Consider the following 15,415-nt stretch of genomic DNA (forward strand, 5'->3'; position numbering starts at 1 on the left):
GGCCCGGTATGTACTGATTCGTTACATTGTCGTAATTGGCACACTAAATTTCGAATTCCGACTGCAAGGCGGCACGCACGCAGTACAAAACGCCCTCAGGAACACGCCCGGTAAACAATGGAGCGATCTCAGCGACAGGTGGCAATTCGCCTTCTCCATCGAGAAATGCATCCTGAATTTCGCCGAGCAAATCCTCAGGCAAATCAAGAGCCTGCTCCAACGACAGTTGCTGCTTGCCGATGGCTTCGGCGAGCAAGGTATACACATTTTTTTCCGAGCATTGCAGCTGGCCGGCGATCTGGATCGGGGTCATGCCAGCGCGGGCCAGGCTGATCAGTTCGTGGCGAATATCAGCCACTTCCTTCGGTGCTTCAGCCTGGCCACCGAGCACTTCGAGGAACGCCTGGCCGTAACGCTCCAGCTTGCGCGCACCCACACCGCTGACCCGGGCCATCTCGGCCATGGTGGTGGGTTGTTCGCGAAGCATTTCCAGCAAGGTGGAGTCGGGGAAGATAACGTAGGGCGGCACGCTGTGTTCCTGCGCCAGTTTGCGCCGCAAGGTGCGCAGGGCTTCCCACTGTTCGCGCTCCTCGCCCCGCACAAGCTGGCTGGCCTGGCTGGTGCTGCTGCTCTTGGCGGTGGTCTGCGGCTTGAGGTCACGGCGCAGCTCCAGGCTCACTTCACCCTTGAGCAACGGTCGGCAACTGTCATTCAGGCGCAGCCCGCCGTAGCCCTCGATATCGATGTCGACAAGGCCACGGGCAACCATCTGCCGGAACAGCGAGCGCCACTCGCCTTCGGCGCGGGCCTTGCCAACGCCGTAGACCGAGAGTTTCTCGTGGCCGAAGCTGCGGATTTTTTCGTCGTCCTTGCCCAGCAATACATCCACCAAGTGTCCCACGCCATAGCGCTGGCCGGTGCGGTAGATCGTCGACAATGCCTGGCGCGCCGGTTCGGTGGCGTCCCAGGTCTGCACACCGTCGATGCAGTTATCGCAGTGGCCGCAGGGCTCGGGCATGTCTTCGTCGAAATAGGCCAGCAGCGTCTGGCGCCGGCAGCGGGTCTCTTCACACAACGACAGCATGGCATCGAGCTTGTGCTGCTCCAGACGCTTATGGCGTTCGTCGCCTTCGGAGTTCTGCAGCATCTGCTTGAGCATCACTACGTCCTGCAGGCCGTACACCATCCAGGCATCCGCCGGCAGGCCATCACGGCCGGCACGCCCGGTTTCCTGGTAATAGGCCTCCAGGGACTTGGGCAGGTCCATGTGTGCCACGAAACGCACGTTGGATTTGTCGATACCCATGCCGAAGGCGATGGTCGCCACCATGATCAGGCCCTCCTCGTTGAGGAAGCGCTTCTGGTGGTAGGCACGCAGATCGTTCGGCAGGCCGGCGTGGTAAGGCAACGCCGGATAGCCCTGTTCGCAAAGGAACGCGGCGACTTCATCGACCTTCTTGCGCGACAGGCAATAGACAATGCCCGCATCGCTGCGCCGCTCGGACAGGAACGCCAGCAACTGTTTGCGCGGCTGCTCCTTGGGTACGATGCGGTAGAAAATATTCGGTCGATCAAAGCTCGACAGGAAACGCTCGGCGTTCTGCAGATGCAGGCGCTCGACGATCTCTTCGCGGGTACGTTTGTCGGCGGTGGCGGTCAGGGCGATGCGCGGCACGTCGGGGAACAGTTCCGCCAGTTGGCCAAGCTGCAGGTATTCGCGGCGGAAATCGTGCCCCCATTGCGATACACAGTGGGCTTCGTCGATGGCGAACAGGGCAATGTCCAGGCTCTGCAGGAAGGACAGCATACGCGGCTGCAACAGGCGCTCGGGGGCCAGATACAGCATCTTCACCTCGCCACGCTTGATGCGGGCGGCCAGGTCACGCTGCTGCTCGGCGCTGAGGGTGGAGTTCAACGACGCAGCGGCGACACCGAGTTCTTCAAGGGTGGCGACCTGATCGTCCATCAGCGCAATCAGCGGTGACACCACCACGGCCAGGCCATTGCGCAACAGCGCCGGCACCTGGAAACATAACGATTTGCCGCCACCGGTAGGCATCAGCACCAGGGCATCGCCGCCATTGGCCACGCGCTCAATGATCGCACCCTGGCGGCCACGAAAACTGTCGTAGCCGAAGATGTCCTTGAGGACGCGTTGAGCCTGCTCGAGCATGTAAAACTCCAAAATGGTGCCGAAATCCCTCTGTACAGGCTGGCCGAAAAAATGCGCTGCCACGGTAAATAATCCGTAAGCGAAGTTTTCCCGGATTGGCGCTGGGCCTGCAGGGGCATCACAAAACGCGGCAGTATACCCGAGCATCATCCGCCAAAGGGCGCGCCTGACGAATAGACGCCCACGCTAAAACCGGGCAAATGTGCGGTGCGGCTGGCCTGGGCGCTCAAGAAAGCCTAGAATTCAGCATCGTTTATTCCCAAGGTAGCCCTTCAATGTCCTTCGCTGAGCAACTAACCCGCCTGCAAGCCTTCCTCGACGCCGATGAGCTGCATGACGAGGCGCTGGACTATGTGGCCGCCCACGGCTACCTGACCGCCCTGTCGATCTCTTCTGACGTCGTGCCGGACCGTGAGTGGATCGACGCCTTGTTCGCCGAAGAGCCTCACTACGCCGACGCCGCCCAGCGCGAAGAAATCGAAGCCACCCTGCTGGCCCTCAAGGCCCACATCGGTCGCCAGCTGGCTTCCGATGAGGAATTCGAGCTGCCATGCGACCTGGACCTCGGCGAAGAGCCGGACGACTCCGACCTGCGCGGCTGGTGCATCGGTTTCATGGAAGGCGTGTTCCTGCGCGAAGCCGCCTGGTTCGAAACCGCCGAGGAAGAAGTCAGCGAAATGCTCCTGCCGATCATGGTCGGTTCCGGCCTGTTCGACGACCAGCCTGAATTCGCCGACATCGCCGCCGACGCCAACCTGATGGACGACATGATCGTACAGATCCCGGAAGCCCTCACCGCGCTGTACCTGCTGTGCAACGCGCCTGACGAAAAACCGGCGATCCTCAAGCCACGTCACCACTGAGTCGCTTGCCCGTGGCACCCATGGGCAACCGCTCGCCGCTCCTGCGCTACGCGCTGCTGGCCATTGGCTGGCTGAGTGTAGCGCTGGGAGTGATAGGCATTTTCCTACCGGTGTTGCCGACCACGCCCTTCCTCCTGCTTGCCGCCGCCTGCTTCGCTCGAAGCTCCCCGCGTTTCTACCACTGGCTGGTAGAGCACCCGCGCCTGGGCCCCTGGATCCGTGACTACCTGGACGGCAATGGCATCCCGCTCAAAGGCAAGGTCTACGCCATCGGCTTGATGTGGTTGAGCATCGCGATCTCCTGCTACCTGGTCCCCCTGCCCTGGGCACGCGGCTTCATGCTGACCAGTGCGGTACTGGTGACGATCTACATCCTGCGCCAGAAAACCCTGCCACCGCGCTGACGCACCTGCGACATTAGATCCCACACGACCTTGGTCGACACTGACTAACCCCAGGCATCATGCGAGACTGTCCAACCGGGCCTGGAGTGCCCGGGTGTTCTTATGCTCGGAGTTACCATGACGCTGTCCAGCGGGCTGATTGCCGCCGTTGCCCTGGCCTATATGGCCATTATGTTTGCCATTGCCTTTTACGGTGACCGCCGCCATGCGCCGCTGCCACCGCGTGTGCGTGCGTGGGTCTACAGTTTGTCGCTGGCCGTGTACTGCACCAGCTGGACTTTCTTTGGCGCTGTAGGCCAGGCTGCCGAACAGTTGTGGGCATTTTTACCGATCTACCTGGGACCGGTGCTGTTGCTGGTGTTGGCCCCCTGGGTGCTGCAAAAGATGATCCTGATCAGCAAGCAGGAAAACATCACCTCGATTGCCGACTTTATCGCCGCCCGCTACGGCAAATCCCAGTCCCTGGCGGTGGTGGTGGCGTTGATCTGCCTGGTCGGCGTGCTGCCCTATATCGCATTGCAACTCAAAGGCATCGTACTGGGGGTGAACCTGTTGATCGGCGCCGGCCCTGACACCACCGGCACCCGGGCCCAGGATACGGCCTTGATCGTGTCCCTGGTGTTGGCGCTGTTTACCATTGTGTTTGGTACGCGCAACCTCGACGCCACCGAACACCATCGCGGCATGGTGCTGGCGATTGCGTTTGAGTCCCTGGTCAAGCTGTTTGCTTTTCTTGCCGTCGGTGCGTTTGTCACCTACGGCTTGTACGACGGTTTCGGCGATCTGTTCAGCCAGGCAATGCTCGCGCCACGCCTGGAGGAATACTGGAAAGAGACCATTAACTGGCCATCAATGGTGGTACAGACCGGCGTCGCCATGATGGCGATCATCTGCCTGCCGCGGCAATTCCATGTGACCGTGGTTGAAAACATCGACCCCCAGGATCTGCGCCTGGCCAAATGGGTGTTCCCGGCCTACTTGATCCTGGCCGCACTGTTCGTGGTGCCCATTGCCCTCGGCGGCAAGATGCTGCTGCCTGGCTCGGTGCTGCCAGACTCCTATGTAATCAGCCTGCCGATGGCCCAGGCCCATCCGGCGCTCGCCGTGCTGGCATTCATTGGCGGCGCCTCGGCCGCCACCGGCATGGTGATCGTGGCCAGCATCGCCTTGTCGACCATGGTTTCCAACGACATGCTGCTGCCCTGGCTGTTACGGCGCTCCAGCGCCGAGCGGCCATTTGAAGTGTTCCGCCACTGGATGCTCTCGGTACGCCGGGTGAGCATCGTGATCATCCTGCTGCTGGCGTATGTGAGCTACCGCCTGCTGGGTTCCACCGCCAGCCTGGCTACCATCGGCCAGATCGCCTTTGCCGCCGTGACCCAACTGGCCCCGGCAATGCTCGGCGCACTCTATTGGAAGCAGGCTAACCGCCGGGGCGTGTTCGCCGGCTTGGCCGCGGGTACATTCCTGTGGTTCTACACCTTGGTCCTGCCAGTTACCGCGAAAAGCCTGGGTTGGTCGCTCAGCCTGTTCCCCGGCCTGACCTGGATGCATTCCCACCCGTTCGGGCTGTCGGTGACGTCGCTGACCTTGGGCACCGTATTTTCCCTGGCGGGTAACTTCACCTTGTTCGTGTGGGTTTCAATGCTGTCACGCACACGGGTGTCCGAACACTGGCAGGCTGGGCGTTTCATCGGCCAGGAAATCAGCCAGCGCGCCAATGCCCGGTCCATGTTGTCGGTGCAGATCAGCGACCTGCTCAGCCTGGCGGCACGCTTTGTCGGCGAAGAACGTGCCCAGCAGAGTTTTATCCGCTTCGCCTATCGCCAGGGCAAAGGCTTCAACCCCAACCAGAATGCCGACAACGATTGGATCGCCCATACCGAACGCTTGCTGGCGGGCGTACTGGGTGCCTCTTCTACGCGAGCTGTGGTGAAAGCGGCGATTGAAGGGCGGGAAATGCAACTGGAGGACGTCGTAAGGATCGCCGACGAGGCCTCCGAGGTACTGCAGTTCAACCGTGCCCTGCTGCAAGGCGCCATCGAGAACATCACCCAGGGCATCAGCGTCGTGGACCAGTCCCTCAAACTGGTGGCTTGGAACCGGCGCTACCTGGAGCTGTTCAACTACCCGGACGGCCTGATCAGCGTCGGCCGGCCGATTGCCGACATCATCCGCTACAACGCCGAGCGCGGCTTGTGCGGGCCTGGCGAGGCAGAGGTGCACGTGGCGCGCCGCCTGCACTGGATGCGCCAGGGCCGTGCGCACACCTCCGAGCGCCTGTTTCCCAATGGTCGGGTGATCGAGCTGATCGGCAACCCGATGCCCGGCGGCGGCTTTGTCATGAGTTTCACCGACATCACCGCGTTTCGCGAAGCCGAACAAGCGCTGACCGAGGCCAACGAGGGCCTGGAGCAGCGGGTCACCGAGCGCACCCATGAACTGTCGCAGCTCAACGTGGCCCTCACCGATGCCAAGGGCGTGGCCGAGTCCGCCAGCCAATCGAAGACGCGATTCCTGGCGGCGGTGAGCCACGATCTGATGCAACCGCTGAACGCCGCGCGGCTGTTCTCCGCCGCCCTCTCCCACCAGCACGAGGGGCTGTCCAGCGAGGCCAGGCAGTTGGTGCAGCATCTGGACAGCTCGTTGCGTTCGGCCGAAGACCTGATCAGCGACCTGTTGGATATCTCCCGCCTGGAAAACGGCAAGATCAACCCCCAACGCCAGCCCTTTGTACTCAATGAGCTGTTCGACACCCTGGGCGCTGAATTCAAGGCGCTGGCCCATGAGCAACGCTTGCGCTTCCGTTGGCGCGGCAGTCGCTTGCGGGTGGACAGCGACATCAAGCTGCTACGGCGGATCCTGCAGAACTTTCTGACCAATGCCTTCCGTTATGCCGACGGCCCAGTGCTGCTTGGCGTACGTCGACGCCAGGGCGAACTGTGCCTGGAAGTATGGGATCGCGGCCCAGGCATTCCGCTGGATAAACAAAAGGTGATTTTCGAAGAGTTCAAGCGCCTGGACAGCCACCAGACCCGGGCTGAAAAGGGTCTGGGCCTGGGCCTGGCGATTGCCGACGGCTTGTGCCGCGTGCTGGGCCATCAATTGAGTGTGCGTTCATGGCCGGGCAAGGGCAGCGTCTTCAGCGTGTGCGTGCCGCTGGCGCGCAACCAGGCCATCCCGCAACCCAAGGCGCCGGCGGAAAACGGCCTGCCTCTGAGCGGCGCCCGGGTGCTGTGCGTGGATAACGAGGAGAGCATCCTGATTGGCATGCGCAGCCTGCTCACACGCTGGGGCTGTGAAGTCTGGACCGCAGCCAATCAGGCCCAATGTGCGGCACTGCTGGCCGAGGGCATGCGCCCGCAACTGGCACTGGTGGATTACCACCTGGACCACGGCGAAACCGGCACCGAGCTGATGGGCTGGCTACGGGCACAATTGGCCGAGCCGATCCCCGGCGTGGTGATCAGCGCCGACGGGCGCCCGGAGATGGTCGCCGAGGTGCATGGCGCGGGGTTGGATTACCTGGCCAAGCCGGTGAAACCGGCGGCGTTGCGGGCACTGTTGAGCAGGCATCTGCCTCTGTAAAGGGTCGTACTCGGTGAAAATGTGGGAGCCGCCACCACCTCTTCGATGTGACGCTGTCGCGCCGCAAACTAGGGAGCTTGTTCCCGTGGCAGCCTGACAGCCGAGCAGGATGTTGGTTTTCGTCCTGGGTACATATCCGTTATTTGGGCAACGGCCACTTATGGTTCCGCTTTTACAGCGGCTCACTTTTGAAAGGCGTAAAAGTAAGCAAAACGCTCTTGCCCCACCACTCGGCACCTCGCCTAGGCTCGGTGTGCCCTCACCCCGGCTTGAATCCGTGGGCCGCCGTCATGGGCCATCCCTGGCCCAGGACGGCTAACCCGGCGTCCTGCCGGGTTACCCACGGCTTCAAGCCGGCGTTCGGCCAGCGTGGTTTAACGGGGCGCCTAAGATCAAAAGCAAGATCAAGAGCGACTCGCTGCGCATCGCAGATACGCTGGCGGCGCTTGTGCTTTCTGTAGGAGCGAGCTTGCTCGCGAAAAACCTTAGAACGCCGCGTTCTTTCTGGTTTCCCGCGGCATCGTTAACGACCTTCGCGGGCAAGCCCGCTCCCACAGGGGTACGCGCACACTTCAACGATCAGGTCGGCTATAAGGCCGCCTCGCTGTGTTTTTGATCTAAGGCGCCCCGTTAAACCACGCTGGCCGGAATTCGACAGGGATTTGGGGGGTAAACCGGCAGGGATGCCGGTTTAGCCGCCCCGCGCCATGGATGGCGCGTGGCGGCGGCCCCCCAAATCCCTGTCGGATTACGGGCACACCGAGCCTAAGCGAGGCCCCCGGTGTCAGGATAGTTGTCGCCTCTCCTGATTTACCCCCAAAAAAGCATACCGAGGGCGGAAAGAGACAGGTTGTGACGTACTATTCACCCGAACGTAAAGCCACATTGCTTAAGATGTTGCTTCCCCCGCTGAACCTGACGGTAGCCGAAGTTTGTCGCCGTGAAGGGGTCAGCGATGTATCGCTGTATACCTGGCGCAAGATGGCCAGTGTCCAAGGAAGCAAAGTGCCAGAAGATATATCGCTTTCTGATAAATGGTCTGCTGAGGCCCGGTTGACCGCTGTCATTGAAACAGCCAGCCTGACGCAACTTGAATTAGGTGAGTACTGCCGTCGAAACGGCCTTTACCCCGAGCAGATCAATGCTTGGCGTCAAGCCTGTATTAGCGGTCAAGAGGCGGTGCAGATCCAAAAAATGGCTGACCATGAGCAGACGCGTAAAGACAAAAAACGCATCCTGGAGCTGGAGCGCGATCTGCGCCGTAAAGACGCTGCATTGGCCGAAACCGCAGCGTTGTTAGTGCTGCGAAAAAAGCTCAACGATTACTGGGGGACCGACGGCGAGGACAACTGACTTCTTTGCCGGAACGGCAGTTGTTGGTGGGTTGGTTGATTGAAGCCATCGTCGCAGGCGCCCGAAAATTACGCGCTTGCCAAGAGGTTGGACTGTCGCTGCGAACCTTGCAGCGCTGGACTCAGGCGCCAGAGTTACAGGCCGATGCGCGCACCACCACCTTGCGGCCCAAGCCGCGTAATGCGCTGAGTGAAATTGAAAGACAAGCCATCGTAACCCTGTGCAACAGCCCGCTATACGCCCATTTACCTCCCAGCCAGATCGTTCCGCGCCTGGCAGACGAAGCACGGTATCTGGCGTCGGAAGCTACGTTTTATCGCATCTTGCGAGCAGCCGGCCAACAACACCACAGAGGTCGTAGTCGACGACCTCGGCGCGTAGTAATGCCGACAACGCACGCAGCTCAGAGGCCTAATCAGGTGTGGTCGTGGGACATCACGTATCTTCCTTCGCCCATACGCGGTAAGTATTTTTACCTGTATTTGATCGAAGATATTTACAGCCGCAAGGCGGTAGGTTGGGAAGTTTATGATGAAGAAAGTGGTGAAAAAGCTGCTGCGCTGTTGCAACGTAGCGTGATCAATGAGAAGTGCCTGCGTGAGCCCTTGGTATTGCACTCTGATAACGGAGCGCCAATGAAATCGGTGACGCTGTTAAGCAAAATGTATGAGCTGGGTATCACGCCTTCTCGCGGTCGTCCACGTGTAAGCAATGACAACCCGTATTCGGAATCACTGTTTAGAACATTGAAATACTGCCCGCAATGGCCCTTGGAAGGCTTCGCCAGCTTAGACGCTGCACGGACTTGGGTGAGGGATTTTATGCGGTGGTACAACAGCGAACACAGGCACAGCCGGATCCGCTTCGTCACCCCATCAGAGCGCCATGGAGGGAAAGATCATCAGATACTGGCGCTGCGTCATGAGCTGTATGAGCGGGAGCGCCGGAAAAGACCTGAACGGTGGTCAGGACAAACACGTAACTGGGAACCAGTAGGAACGGTGCTGCTGAATCCGGATAGGGAACAGCAGACCGAACAAAAAGCGGCATAGCAGACGGTTGACGCGACAACTACCTTGAAAAACGCCGGGGGCAAGAGCGTTTTGCTTACTTTGCCGCTTTTGCAAAGTGAGCCGCCGTAAGGGCGGAACCTATAGTGGCCGTTACCTAAGCAACGGATATGTACTCGCCCCAACAACCCAACAACCCGGTCACATCGTCGACGTGGCGCCGTCGCGCAGCAACCTGGACCGCCGCCAAAATATCCGGCGTTAGGACTAAATTTTAACTCTTTAAAATCAGTAGTTTACATGTAGTTTGATAAGAGGGGGCTTGCCCTAATGCCAGTCAGTTAAGGCTTTTTTGTAGGAGCGAGCTTACTCGCGAAAACTTACAGGCGCCGCGTTCATTCAGCAAACACGCGTTATCGTTGACGTTTTTCGCGAGCAAGCTCGCTCCTACAGAAGGCGATGACCGCTTAACTGACTGGCATTAGGGCTTGCCCCCTCCCACACTTGGCCACAGGTCTATTCGGGGAGATGCGCTACACCATCCGAATCTGTCATCGCCCGTTCCAGCAGATCCGCCGGCAGGCTCTTACTGGCACGGGCACCGAGCAGCCTTAGTTGCTCGGTACGACTGACCAGATTCCCACGCCCATCCGTCAGTTTGTTTCGTGCCGCGCTGTAGGCCTTGTCCAACTGCTGCAACCGATTGCCCACCTCGTCCAGGTCCTGGATAAAAAGCACGAACTTGTCGTACAGCCACCCGGCACGCTCGGCGATTTCCCGGGCGTTCTGGCTCTGACGCTCCTGTTTCCACAGACTGTCGATCACCCGCAGGGTAGCGAGCAAAGTAGTGGGGCTGACAATCACGATATGGCGGTCGAAGGCTTCCTGGAACAGGTTGGGCTCGGCCTGCAATGCCGCGGAAAACGCCGCTTCGATCGGCACGAACAACAGGACGAAGTCCAGGCTGTGCAAACCTTCGAGGCGCTTGTAATCCTTGCCGGCCAAGCCTTTGACGTGATTGCGCAGGGACAGTACATGCTGCTTCAAAGCGGCCTGGCCAATCACATCGTCGTCCGCCGCGACATACTGTTGATAGGCGGTCAAGCTGACCTTGGAATCGACCACCACCTGCTTGTCGCCCGGCAACATGATCAGTACGTCCGGCTGGAAACGCTCGCCATCCGGGCCCTTGAGGCTGACCTGGGTCTGGTATTCGCGGCCTTTCTCCAGGCCCGCATGTTCCAGCACCCGCTCAAGGATCAGCTCGCCCCAGTTGCCCTGGGTTTTCTGGCCCTTGAGGGCTCGGGTCAGGTTGGTGGCTTCATCCGACAGGCGCAGGTTCAGTTGCTGCAAGCGCTCCAGCTCCTTGGCCAGGGAAAAACGCTCGCGGGCTTCGTTCTGGTAGCTTTCTTCGACTCGCTTCTCGAACGACTGGATGCGCTCCTTAAGCGGGTCGAGCAGTTGGCCCAGGCGTTCCTGGCTGGTTTCAGCAAAGCGCTGCTCACGCTCATCGAAGATTTTGCCGGCCAGCTCGGCGAACTGCGCACGCAGCTCATCCCGTGAGCCTTGCAGGTCAGTGAGACGTTGTTGATGGCTGTCTTGTTGCTCGCGCAGTTCCGCGCTCAGGGCCGCCGCCAGGGCGTCGAGACGCCGCAGCTCGGCTTCCTTGGCACTGCGGTCGAGGTTCCAGGCGTGGGCGGCATCGCGGGCGTTATCGCGGTCGATCTGCAACAATTCGACTTCGCGGCGCAAGGCAGCCAGGTCGGCCTGCTTGGCGGCATTGGCGTGGCTCAGGTCACTGATCTCATCGCGACTGGCGTCCAACTGGGCAGCGAGCCCCTCCTGGGCCAGTTGCGCGGTCGCCAGGCGCTCTTCCAGCAGTTCCCAGCCGGTAGCGCGTGCGCTCAGACGTCGCTGGAGTTGCCAGCACAGCGCCAATAAAGGTACTGCTGCGCCAACAAGCCCCAAGGCGATACTGGTCCAGTCAACTACCATAGCCATTTCTGCCATCACCGAAAAAAAACAAGGGTAACCAAGCGCAGGGCTGGAGGACAGCTCAGTCTTCGACCTGGCCCAGTTCGCGCTGAGCGCGACGGTCGCCGGCGCGAGCGGCAGAACGCAACAGGTCGTGGCCTATACGGCGGTCGCGGGCGTTCCCGCATTCGCGGCACATCAGTTGGCCGAGACGACTCTGCGCGGCAACCACACCTTCACGGGCGGGCTGTTTGAGCAAGCGTCCAGCGAAGTGCTTGATATTGCTGCTCTGCCCAAGGCGCGGGCTGTCGAGCAGCCACAAAGCAACCTTCAAGGAAAAACGCTTGGGGGTGGTAACAGTTTGGGCAGTGTCGGTAACAGAAGGTGATACTGAGCGAAACTTCATAAAGCACTGTGGGACAGAACGGAAGGCGCGCCACTCTACTCTTTTTTTCGTACAGGTAAAGCTGAAAAAACCCGGCACGCCCGTTCTAGAGCAAGCGCTCGGGACAATCCACAGAAGCTGTGGATAACTCAGTGGACAACCCCCCTTGAACTGGCTCAAAGGCCCATGGAATGGGGCCTCAGGTCAAACTGACGATTTTTTCACCAATAAAAAAAAGCGAGATTTTTCATTGACTTAAATTTTGATTACAGGCAAATGAGCGCCGTCCAGGGTCAGGAACCGAAGGGTTACACACGCCGCAACCAATGTGCACAAGTACCCGCGAGGAGGTTATAAGGTCAGCGTTTTTTGATTCAACATGCCTTAAACATGTTACTGCCCGGACAAACCAAGGGACTTTCCAAATGTGTCGCGTCTCGCCACACTGCCCCACCGACAACGCAACCCTGTAGGGCCGATGAAAGGAATTCTGTTATTCGCCTTGCTGCTATTGGCTGTCTGCGCGACCTCCCTGGGCATCAATGCCGCGCTACCTTCACCGGACGGCGCGCTGTTCGCCAGCGCGATCCTGATATCGGCCACCTTTACCGCCGTGAGCCTGTGCATTGAATTGAGTGACGGCAGGATCAATGACATGCACGAGGTCATACGCGTGATCGAGACCAGGCAGTCTCTACGCTTGACGCTTGCGGCCTACGGCTTGGGTTGCGCTCTGGCAGCGTCAATGACGGTACTGGTCTTTCGCGGGTGGCTCGGCGGCTGATGAAGTTTTTTGACGCTGCCCTTCCCTTCCCCATTTCGATCCGTTACTATCCGCGGCGTTAGTACCAAGCTGAAAGTCAATTCTGGTCGAACAATCCCCTGAACACATGGGATCGACCACCTCGATGGTTTCCAGGTATTCCTTGCGACGACACAGCCTTTGAACAAGCAAAGGGTGTCGCGAAGATTCAATACTCTGACCGAACCAACCTGCAAATTGATCAGGATCTTCACCCTGGGCCCAGAACCTTTGCCCCTGTTGTGTTGCCTGCCCTCCTAAGTACCTACCTGCCAGCCCAAGCGCGCCTAATTTATCAGCGCTTCAAACTGGCTGCTTTGTTCCAGTCAGGTTCTTCGCTTGATCAATGGTGATCAGCGTTACTGGAACGTTTTAACGTTGCACGGTTCTTATCCGTGTCATTTGTAGGAACACCAATAATATGAACGCTCAAATCCACACTCAGGATGCCATTCGCACCCTCACTAACGCTTTTGCCCCAATGAACTGCCTGATCATGGCCGCTCGCAAAGGCTGCTTCAGCTTCACCCTGGTCAACGAACACGGCATCGCACGTCACAGCGAACGCCTGTACCCCGATCAATACTCCAGCGCAGAGCCGCTGCAGGCCGTGATCGAGCGTACCCGTCAGGCACTGACTGCCTGATCGACCCGAGTCGCTGAAATACAAAAACCCTGTCTGAAAAACAGGGTTTTTTATTGCCTGGAATTTGGCCAGCATGCCGTTGAATTAAGTACAAATAGATATAAACGTTATAACCGAATGAAGAAGATGTTTTAAAAACAGTCCTTTACATCATGAATATGACACTACACTTCAACTCGAGCGGCATGATCCGCTTGCGACGGGCCTGAGATCCGATTCACCGCTGCCAAGCCCTCCCTTCTCAGGCTCGTCCACCCCTTTATTGGACTGAGGCTTGTATGGGTATTGCCGCCAGCGAATTGTGTCGTTATGTGATCAGGCCGACGTTGATGTACCTCGGCCGTCATGACGCGGCAGCCGAATCCCTGTTGCTGGGCATTGCCGCCAGCCAGTCGGAACTTGGCTCGGCCCTGCATGATAGACGCGGCCATGGCCTATACCGCATCACCGAACCACGCCACCGCGCCCTCTGGGATGACTACCTGGCCCTGGACCCCGAGCGGGCCAGCCTGGTACGCGGACTCGCCAGCCAACATGCTTTCCTCACTGCGCCCCAGTTGGAGTTGACGGTAAATCTGCGCTACGCCACCGCCATCGCCTGGCTGCTGGTGGAGCAGAATAGCCCCGCCTTGCCCACACCCGGCGATGTGCTCGCCATGGCGCGTATCTGGAAAGAAATTTTCCACCCGCAAGGTCGTCTGCGAGATTTTACCCAGGCGTGGCAAACCTGCGTCTGCCCCATAAAACAGGTGGCATGCTGACCGGGCAAAATGCAAGATTCGGCAAAAAACCTGAATTTTGGTCGGATTGTCCTACAAAACCGCTCTATCTCCAGCGTTACAGCCTATAGCGCGATGCGAAATTTATTGATACTTTCCGCAGCGGTGATCACCACGGAGTTCTAATAATGAAAAAAGTAATGCTCAAGACCACACTTAGCCTCGCCGTTGCCATGGCATCCTCCCAACTGTTTGCCAGCGGCTTTGCCCTGAACGAACAGAGCGTCAGCGGGATGGGTACCGGTTTCGCAGGTCGCTCGTCCTCTGCCGATGATGCAAGCACTGTGTTCGGTAACCCTGCTGGCATGGCACGCCTGGAAGGTCAACAGATCACCGGCGGTGTTGCTGCCATTGATGCCTCCACTGATATCAGCGACGTCAGCGGCCGTTCCCGCGGTAGCAACAAAGGCGACATGGTGCCTTTTACTGCCGTCCCTTTCGGTTTCTACACCAATAAACTCAACGATCAGTGGGCTGTCGGTTTCGGCGTCTATGCACCGTTCGGCCTGGTGACTGACTACGAAAGCGGCTTCCAGGGCGCTCCTTTTGGCAGCAAAAGCGAAGTAAAAGTCATCACCTTCCAGCCGACGGTCAGCTACGCCTTCAACGATCGCGTTTCCGTCGGTTTTGGCCCGACCTTCAACCGCATCGCCGGCACCCTGGAATCGGACCTGACGCTGAACCCTGCCGCGCCATCCACCAATATCAAGATCAAGGGCGACGACACCGCGCTGGGCTTCAACATCGGCGTGCTGGTACAAGCCACCGATACCACTCGCGTCGGCCTGACCTATCACTCCAAGGTCAGCTACAAGCTGGACGGGCACACCGAAGTCAGCGGCCCGGCTGCGACCGCTGGCGCCCTGCGCAGCAACCGCTACGATGCGTCGCTGAAGATCGACACGCCAGAGTCCTACGACCTGTCGGTCACCCAGGACCTGACTGACGCCTGGAAACTCTATGCGGGTGCAACCTGGACGCGCTGGAGCCGCTTGAAAGACATCACCGTCAAGAACGAGGGTGTCGTCGGCGGCACTTCCGGCGGCGTACTCGCCCCCGCCCTGATCGGCACCATCAAGGAAGACCAGAACTGGCACGATACCTGGGCCTACGCCGTGGGCACCTCGTACCAGCTCACCAAGCAAGTGGTGTTGCGTACCGGCCTGACCTTCGACCAATCGCCGACCAACAATACGGATCGTTCGCCACGCATCCCGACCGGCGACCGTACGATCTTCAGCCTGGGCCTGGGCTACGAGGTCATGCCGAACATGACCGTCGACCTGGCCTATTCCTACCTGAAGGAGGAAGACGTCAAGGTTGCACGCTCCAACCAATTGGCCAGCTACAACGCCAAGTATGAAAACAGCGCCAACGGTTTCGGCCTGGGCATGACTTACCGCTTCTGATTCTCGGCGGTATAAAAAAGCCCCGCTCT

11 protein-coding genes are annotated in these 15,415 nt (G+C 59.3%); 8 read left to right on the forward strand and 3 right to left on the reverse strand.

Annotation, left to right across the window (positions count from 1 at the left end; translation table 11 throughout):
* Positions 1 to 43: 43 nt before the first annotated feature.
* Positions 44 to 2,173 carry a DNA helicase RecQ gene (recQ, locus tag QYQ93_RS20800; RefSeq protein WP_338475390.1) on the reverse strand — a complete coding sequence of 710 codons (2,130 nt, stop codon included), beginning with the start codon at positions 2,171 to 2,173 and terminating at the stop codon, positions 44 to 46.
* A 275-nt stretch (positions 2,174 to 2,448) separates the two neighbouring features.
* On the opposite strand from recQ, the gene QYQ93_RS20805 reads away from it, so the two are divergent.
* The 4 genes from QYQ93_RS20805 to QYQ93_RS20825 all read left to right on the forward strand — a co-directional run bounded on the left by QYQ93_RS20805 (position 2,449) and on the right by QYQ93_RS20825 (position 9,433).
* Positions 2,449 to 3,036 carry a YecA family protein gene (locus QYQ93_RS20805; protein WP_043049657.1) on the forward strand — a complete coding sequence of 196 codons (588 nt, stop codon included), beginning with the start codon at positions 2,449 to 2,451 and terminating at the stop codon, positions 3,034 to 3,036.
* Between the two features lie 20 nt (positions 3,037 to 3,056).
* On the forward strand, positions 3,057 to 3,440 hold the full coding sequence (locus tag QYQ93_RS20810; RefSeq protein WP_043049656.1) for a YbaN family protein: 384 nt from the start codon (positions 3,057 to 3,059) through the stop codon (positions 3,438 to 3,440).
* Positions 3,441 to 3,557: 117 nt separating this feature from the next.
* Positions 3,558 to 7,028, forward strand: a complete 3,471-nt coding sequence (locus QYQ93_RS20815; RefSeq protein WP_338475391.1) for a NahK/ErcS family hybrid sensor histidine kinase/response regulator — start codon at positions 3,558 to 3,560, stop codon at positions 7,026 to 7,028.
* Positions 7,029 to 7,880: 852 nt separating this feature from the next.
* Positions 7,881 to 9,433 (forward strand): IS3 family transposase gene (locus tag QYQ93_RS20825; RefSeq protein ID WP_124421718.1). Its coding sequence is split into 2 segments (ribosomal slippage): positions 7,881 to 8,343 and positions 8,343 to 9,433, totalling 1,554 coding nucleotides; the frame shifts between segments, so codons are not numbered across the junction.
* Between the two features lie 474 nt (positions 9,434 to 9,907).
* Here the strand turns inward: QYQ93_RS20825 and rmuC are convergent.
* Both rmuC and QYQ93_RS20835 read right to left on the reverse strand, forming a co-directional pair.
* Positions 9,908 to 11,272, reverse strand: coding sequence for a DNA recombination protein RmuC (rmuC, locus tag QYQ93_RS20830; protein WP_206426343.1), 1,365 nt, complete (start codon positions 11,270 to 11,272; stop codon positions 9,908 to 9,910).
* Positions 11,273 to 11,447: 175 nt separating this feature from the next.
* Positions 11,448 to 11,771: a hypothetical protein gene (locus QYQ93_RS20835; protein WP_043051628.1), complete on the reverse strand. Its 324-nt coding sequence runs from the start codon at positions 11,769 to 11,771 to the stop codon at positions 11,448 to 11,450.
* Between the two features lie 457 nt (positions 11,772 to 12,228).
* On the opposite strand from QYQ93_RS20835, the gene QYQ93_RS20840 reads away from it, so the two are divergent.
* The 4 genes from QYQ93_RS20840 to QYQ93_RS20855 all read left to right on the forward strand — a co-directional run bounded on the left by QYQ93_RS20840 (position 12,229) and on the right by QYQ93_RS20855 (position 15,386).
* Entirely contained in the window at positions 12,229 to 12,534 is a 306-nt protein-coding gene (locus QYQ93_RS20840; protein ID WP_043051627.1) for a hypothetical protein, read from the forward strand.
* 439 nt (positions 12,535 to 12,973) lie between these two features.
* A complete protein-coding gene (locus QYQ93_RS20845; RefSeq protein ID WP_005790139.1) occupies positions 12,974 to 13,198 on the forward strand; it encodes a hypothetical protein in 225 nt (74 codons plus the stop codon).
* A gap of 278 nt (positions 13,199 to 13,476) precedes the next feature.
* Entirely contained in the window at positions 13,477 to 13,959 is a 483-nt protein-coding gene (locus QYQ93_RS20850; RefSeq protein ID WP_043051626.1) for a hypothetical protein, read from the forward strand.
* A gap of 146 nt (positions 13,960 to 14,105) precedes the next feature.
* Complete coding sequence (locus QYQ93_RS20855) at positions 14,106 to 15,386, forward strand: OmpP1/FadL family transporter (RefSeq protein ID WP_043051625.1); 1,281 nt, start codon at positions 14,106 to 14,108, stop codon at positions 15,384 to 15,386.
* Positions 15,387 to 15,415 lie beyond the last annotated feature (29 nt).

The sequence above is a fragment of the Pseudomonas khavaziana genome (genome assembly GCF_036704165.1).
GTDB classification, from domain to species: domain Bacteria; phylum Pseudomonadota; class Gammaproteobacteria; order Pseudomonadales; family Pseudomonadaceae; genus Aquipseudomonas; species Aquipseudomonas khavaziana.

Excerpts from the sequence above, each read along its gene's own strand:
- recQ (WP_338475390.1), bottom strand. The coding sequence starts at position 2,173 with ATGCTCGAGCAGGCTCAACGCGTCCTCAAGGACATCTTCGGCTACGAC.
- QYQ93_RS20805 (WP_043049657.1), top strand. The coding sequence starts at position 2,449 with ATGTCCTTCGCTGAGCAACTAACCCGCCTGCAAGCCTTCCTCGACGCC.
- QYQ93_RS20810 (WP_043049656.1), top strand. The coding sequence starts at position 3,057 with ATGGGCAACCGCTCGCCGCTCCTGCGCTACGCGCTGCTGGCCATTGGC.
- QYQ93_RS20815 (WP_338475391.1), top strand. The coding sequence starts at position 3,558 with ATGACGCTGTCCAGCGGGCTGATTGCCGCCGTTGCCCTGGCCTATATG.
- QYQ93_RS20835 (WP_043051628.1), bottom strand. The coding sequence starts at position 11,771 with ATGAAGTTTCGCTCAGTATCACCTTCTGTTACCGACACTGCCCAAACT.
- QYQ93_RS20840 (WP_043051627.1), top strand. The coding sequence starts at position 12,229 with ATGAAAGGAATTCTGTTATTCGCCTTGCTGCTATTGGCTGTCTGCGCG.
- QYQ93_RS20845 (WP_005790139.1), top strand. The coding sequence starts at position 12,974 with ATGAACGCTCAAATCCACACTCAGGATGCCATTCGCACCCTCACTAAC.
- QYQ93_RS20850 (WP_043051626.1), top strand. The coding sequence starts at position 13,477 with ATGGGTATTGCCGCCAGCGAATTGTGTCGTTATGTGATCAGGCCGACG.
- QYQ93_RS20855 (WP_043051625.1), top strand. The coding sequence starts at position 14,106 with ATGAAAAAAGTAATGCTCAAGACCACACTTAGCCTCGCCGTTGCCATG.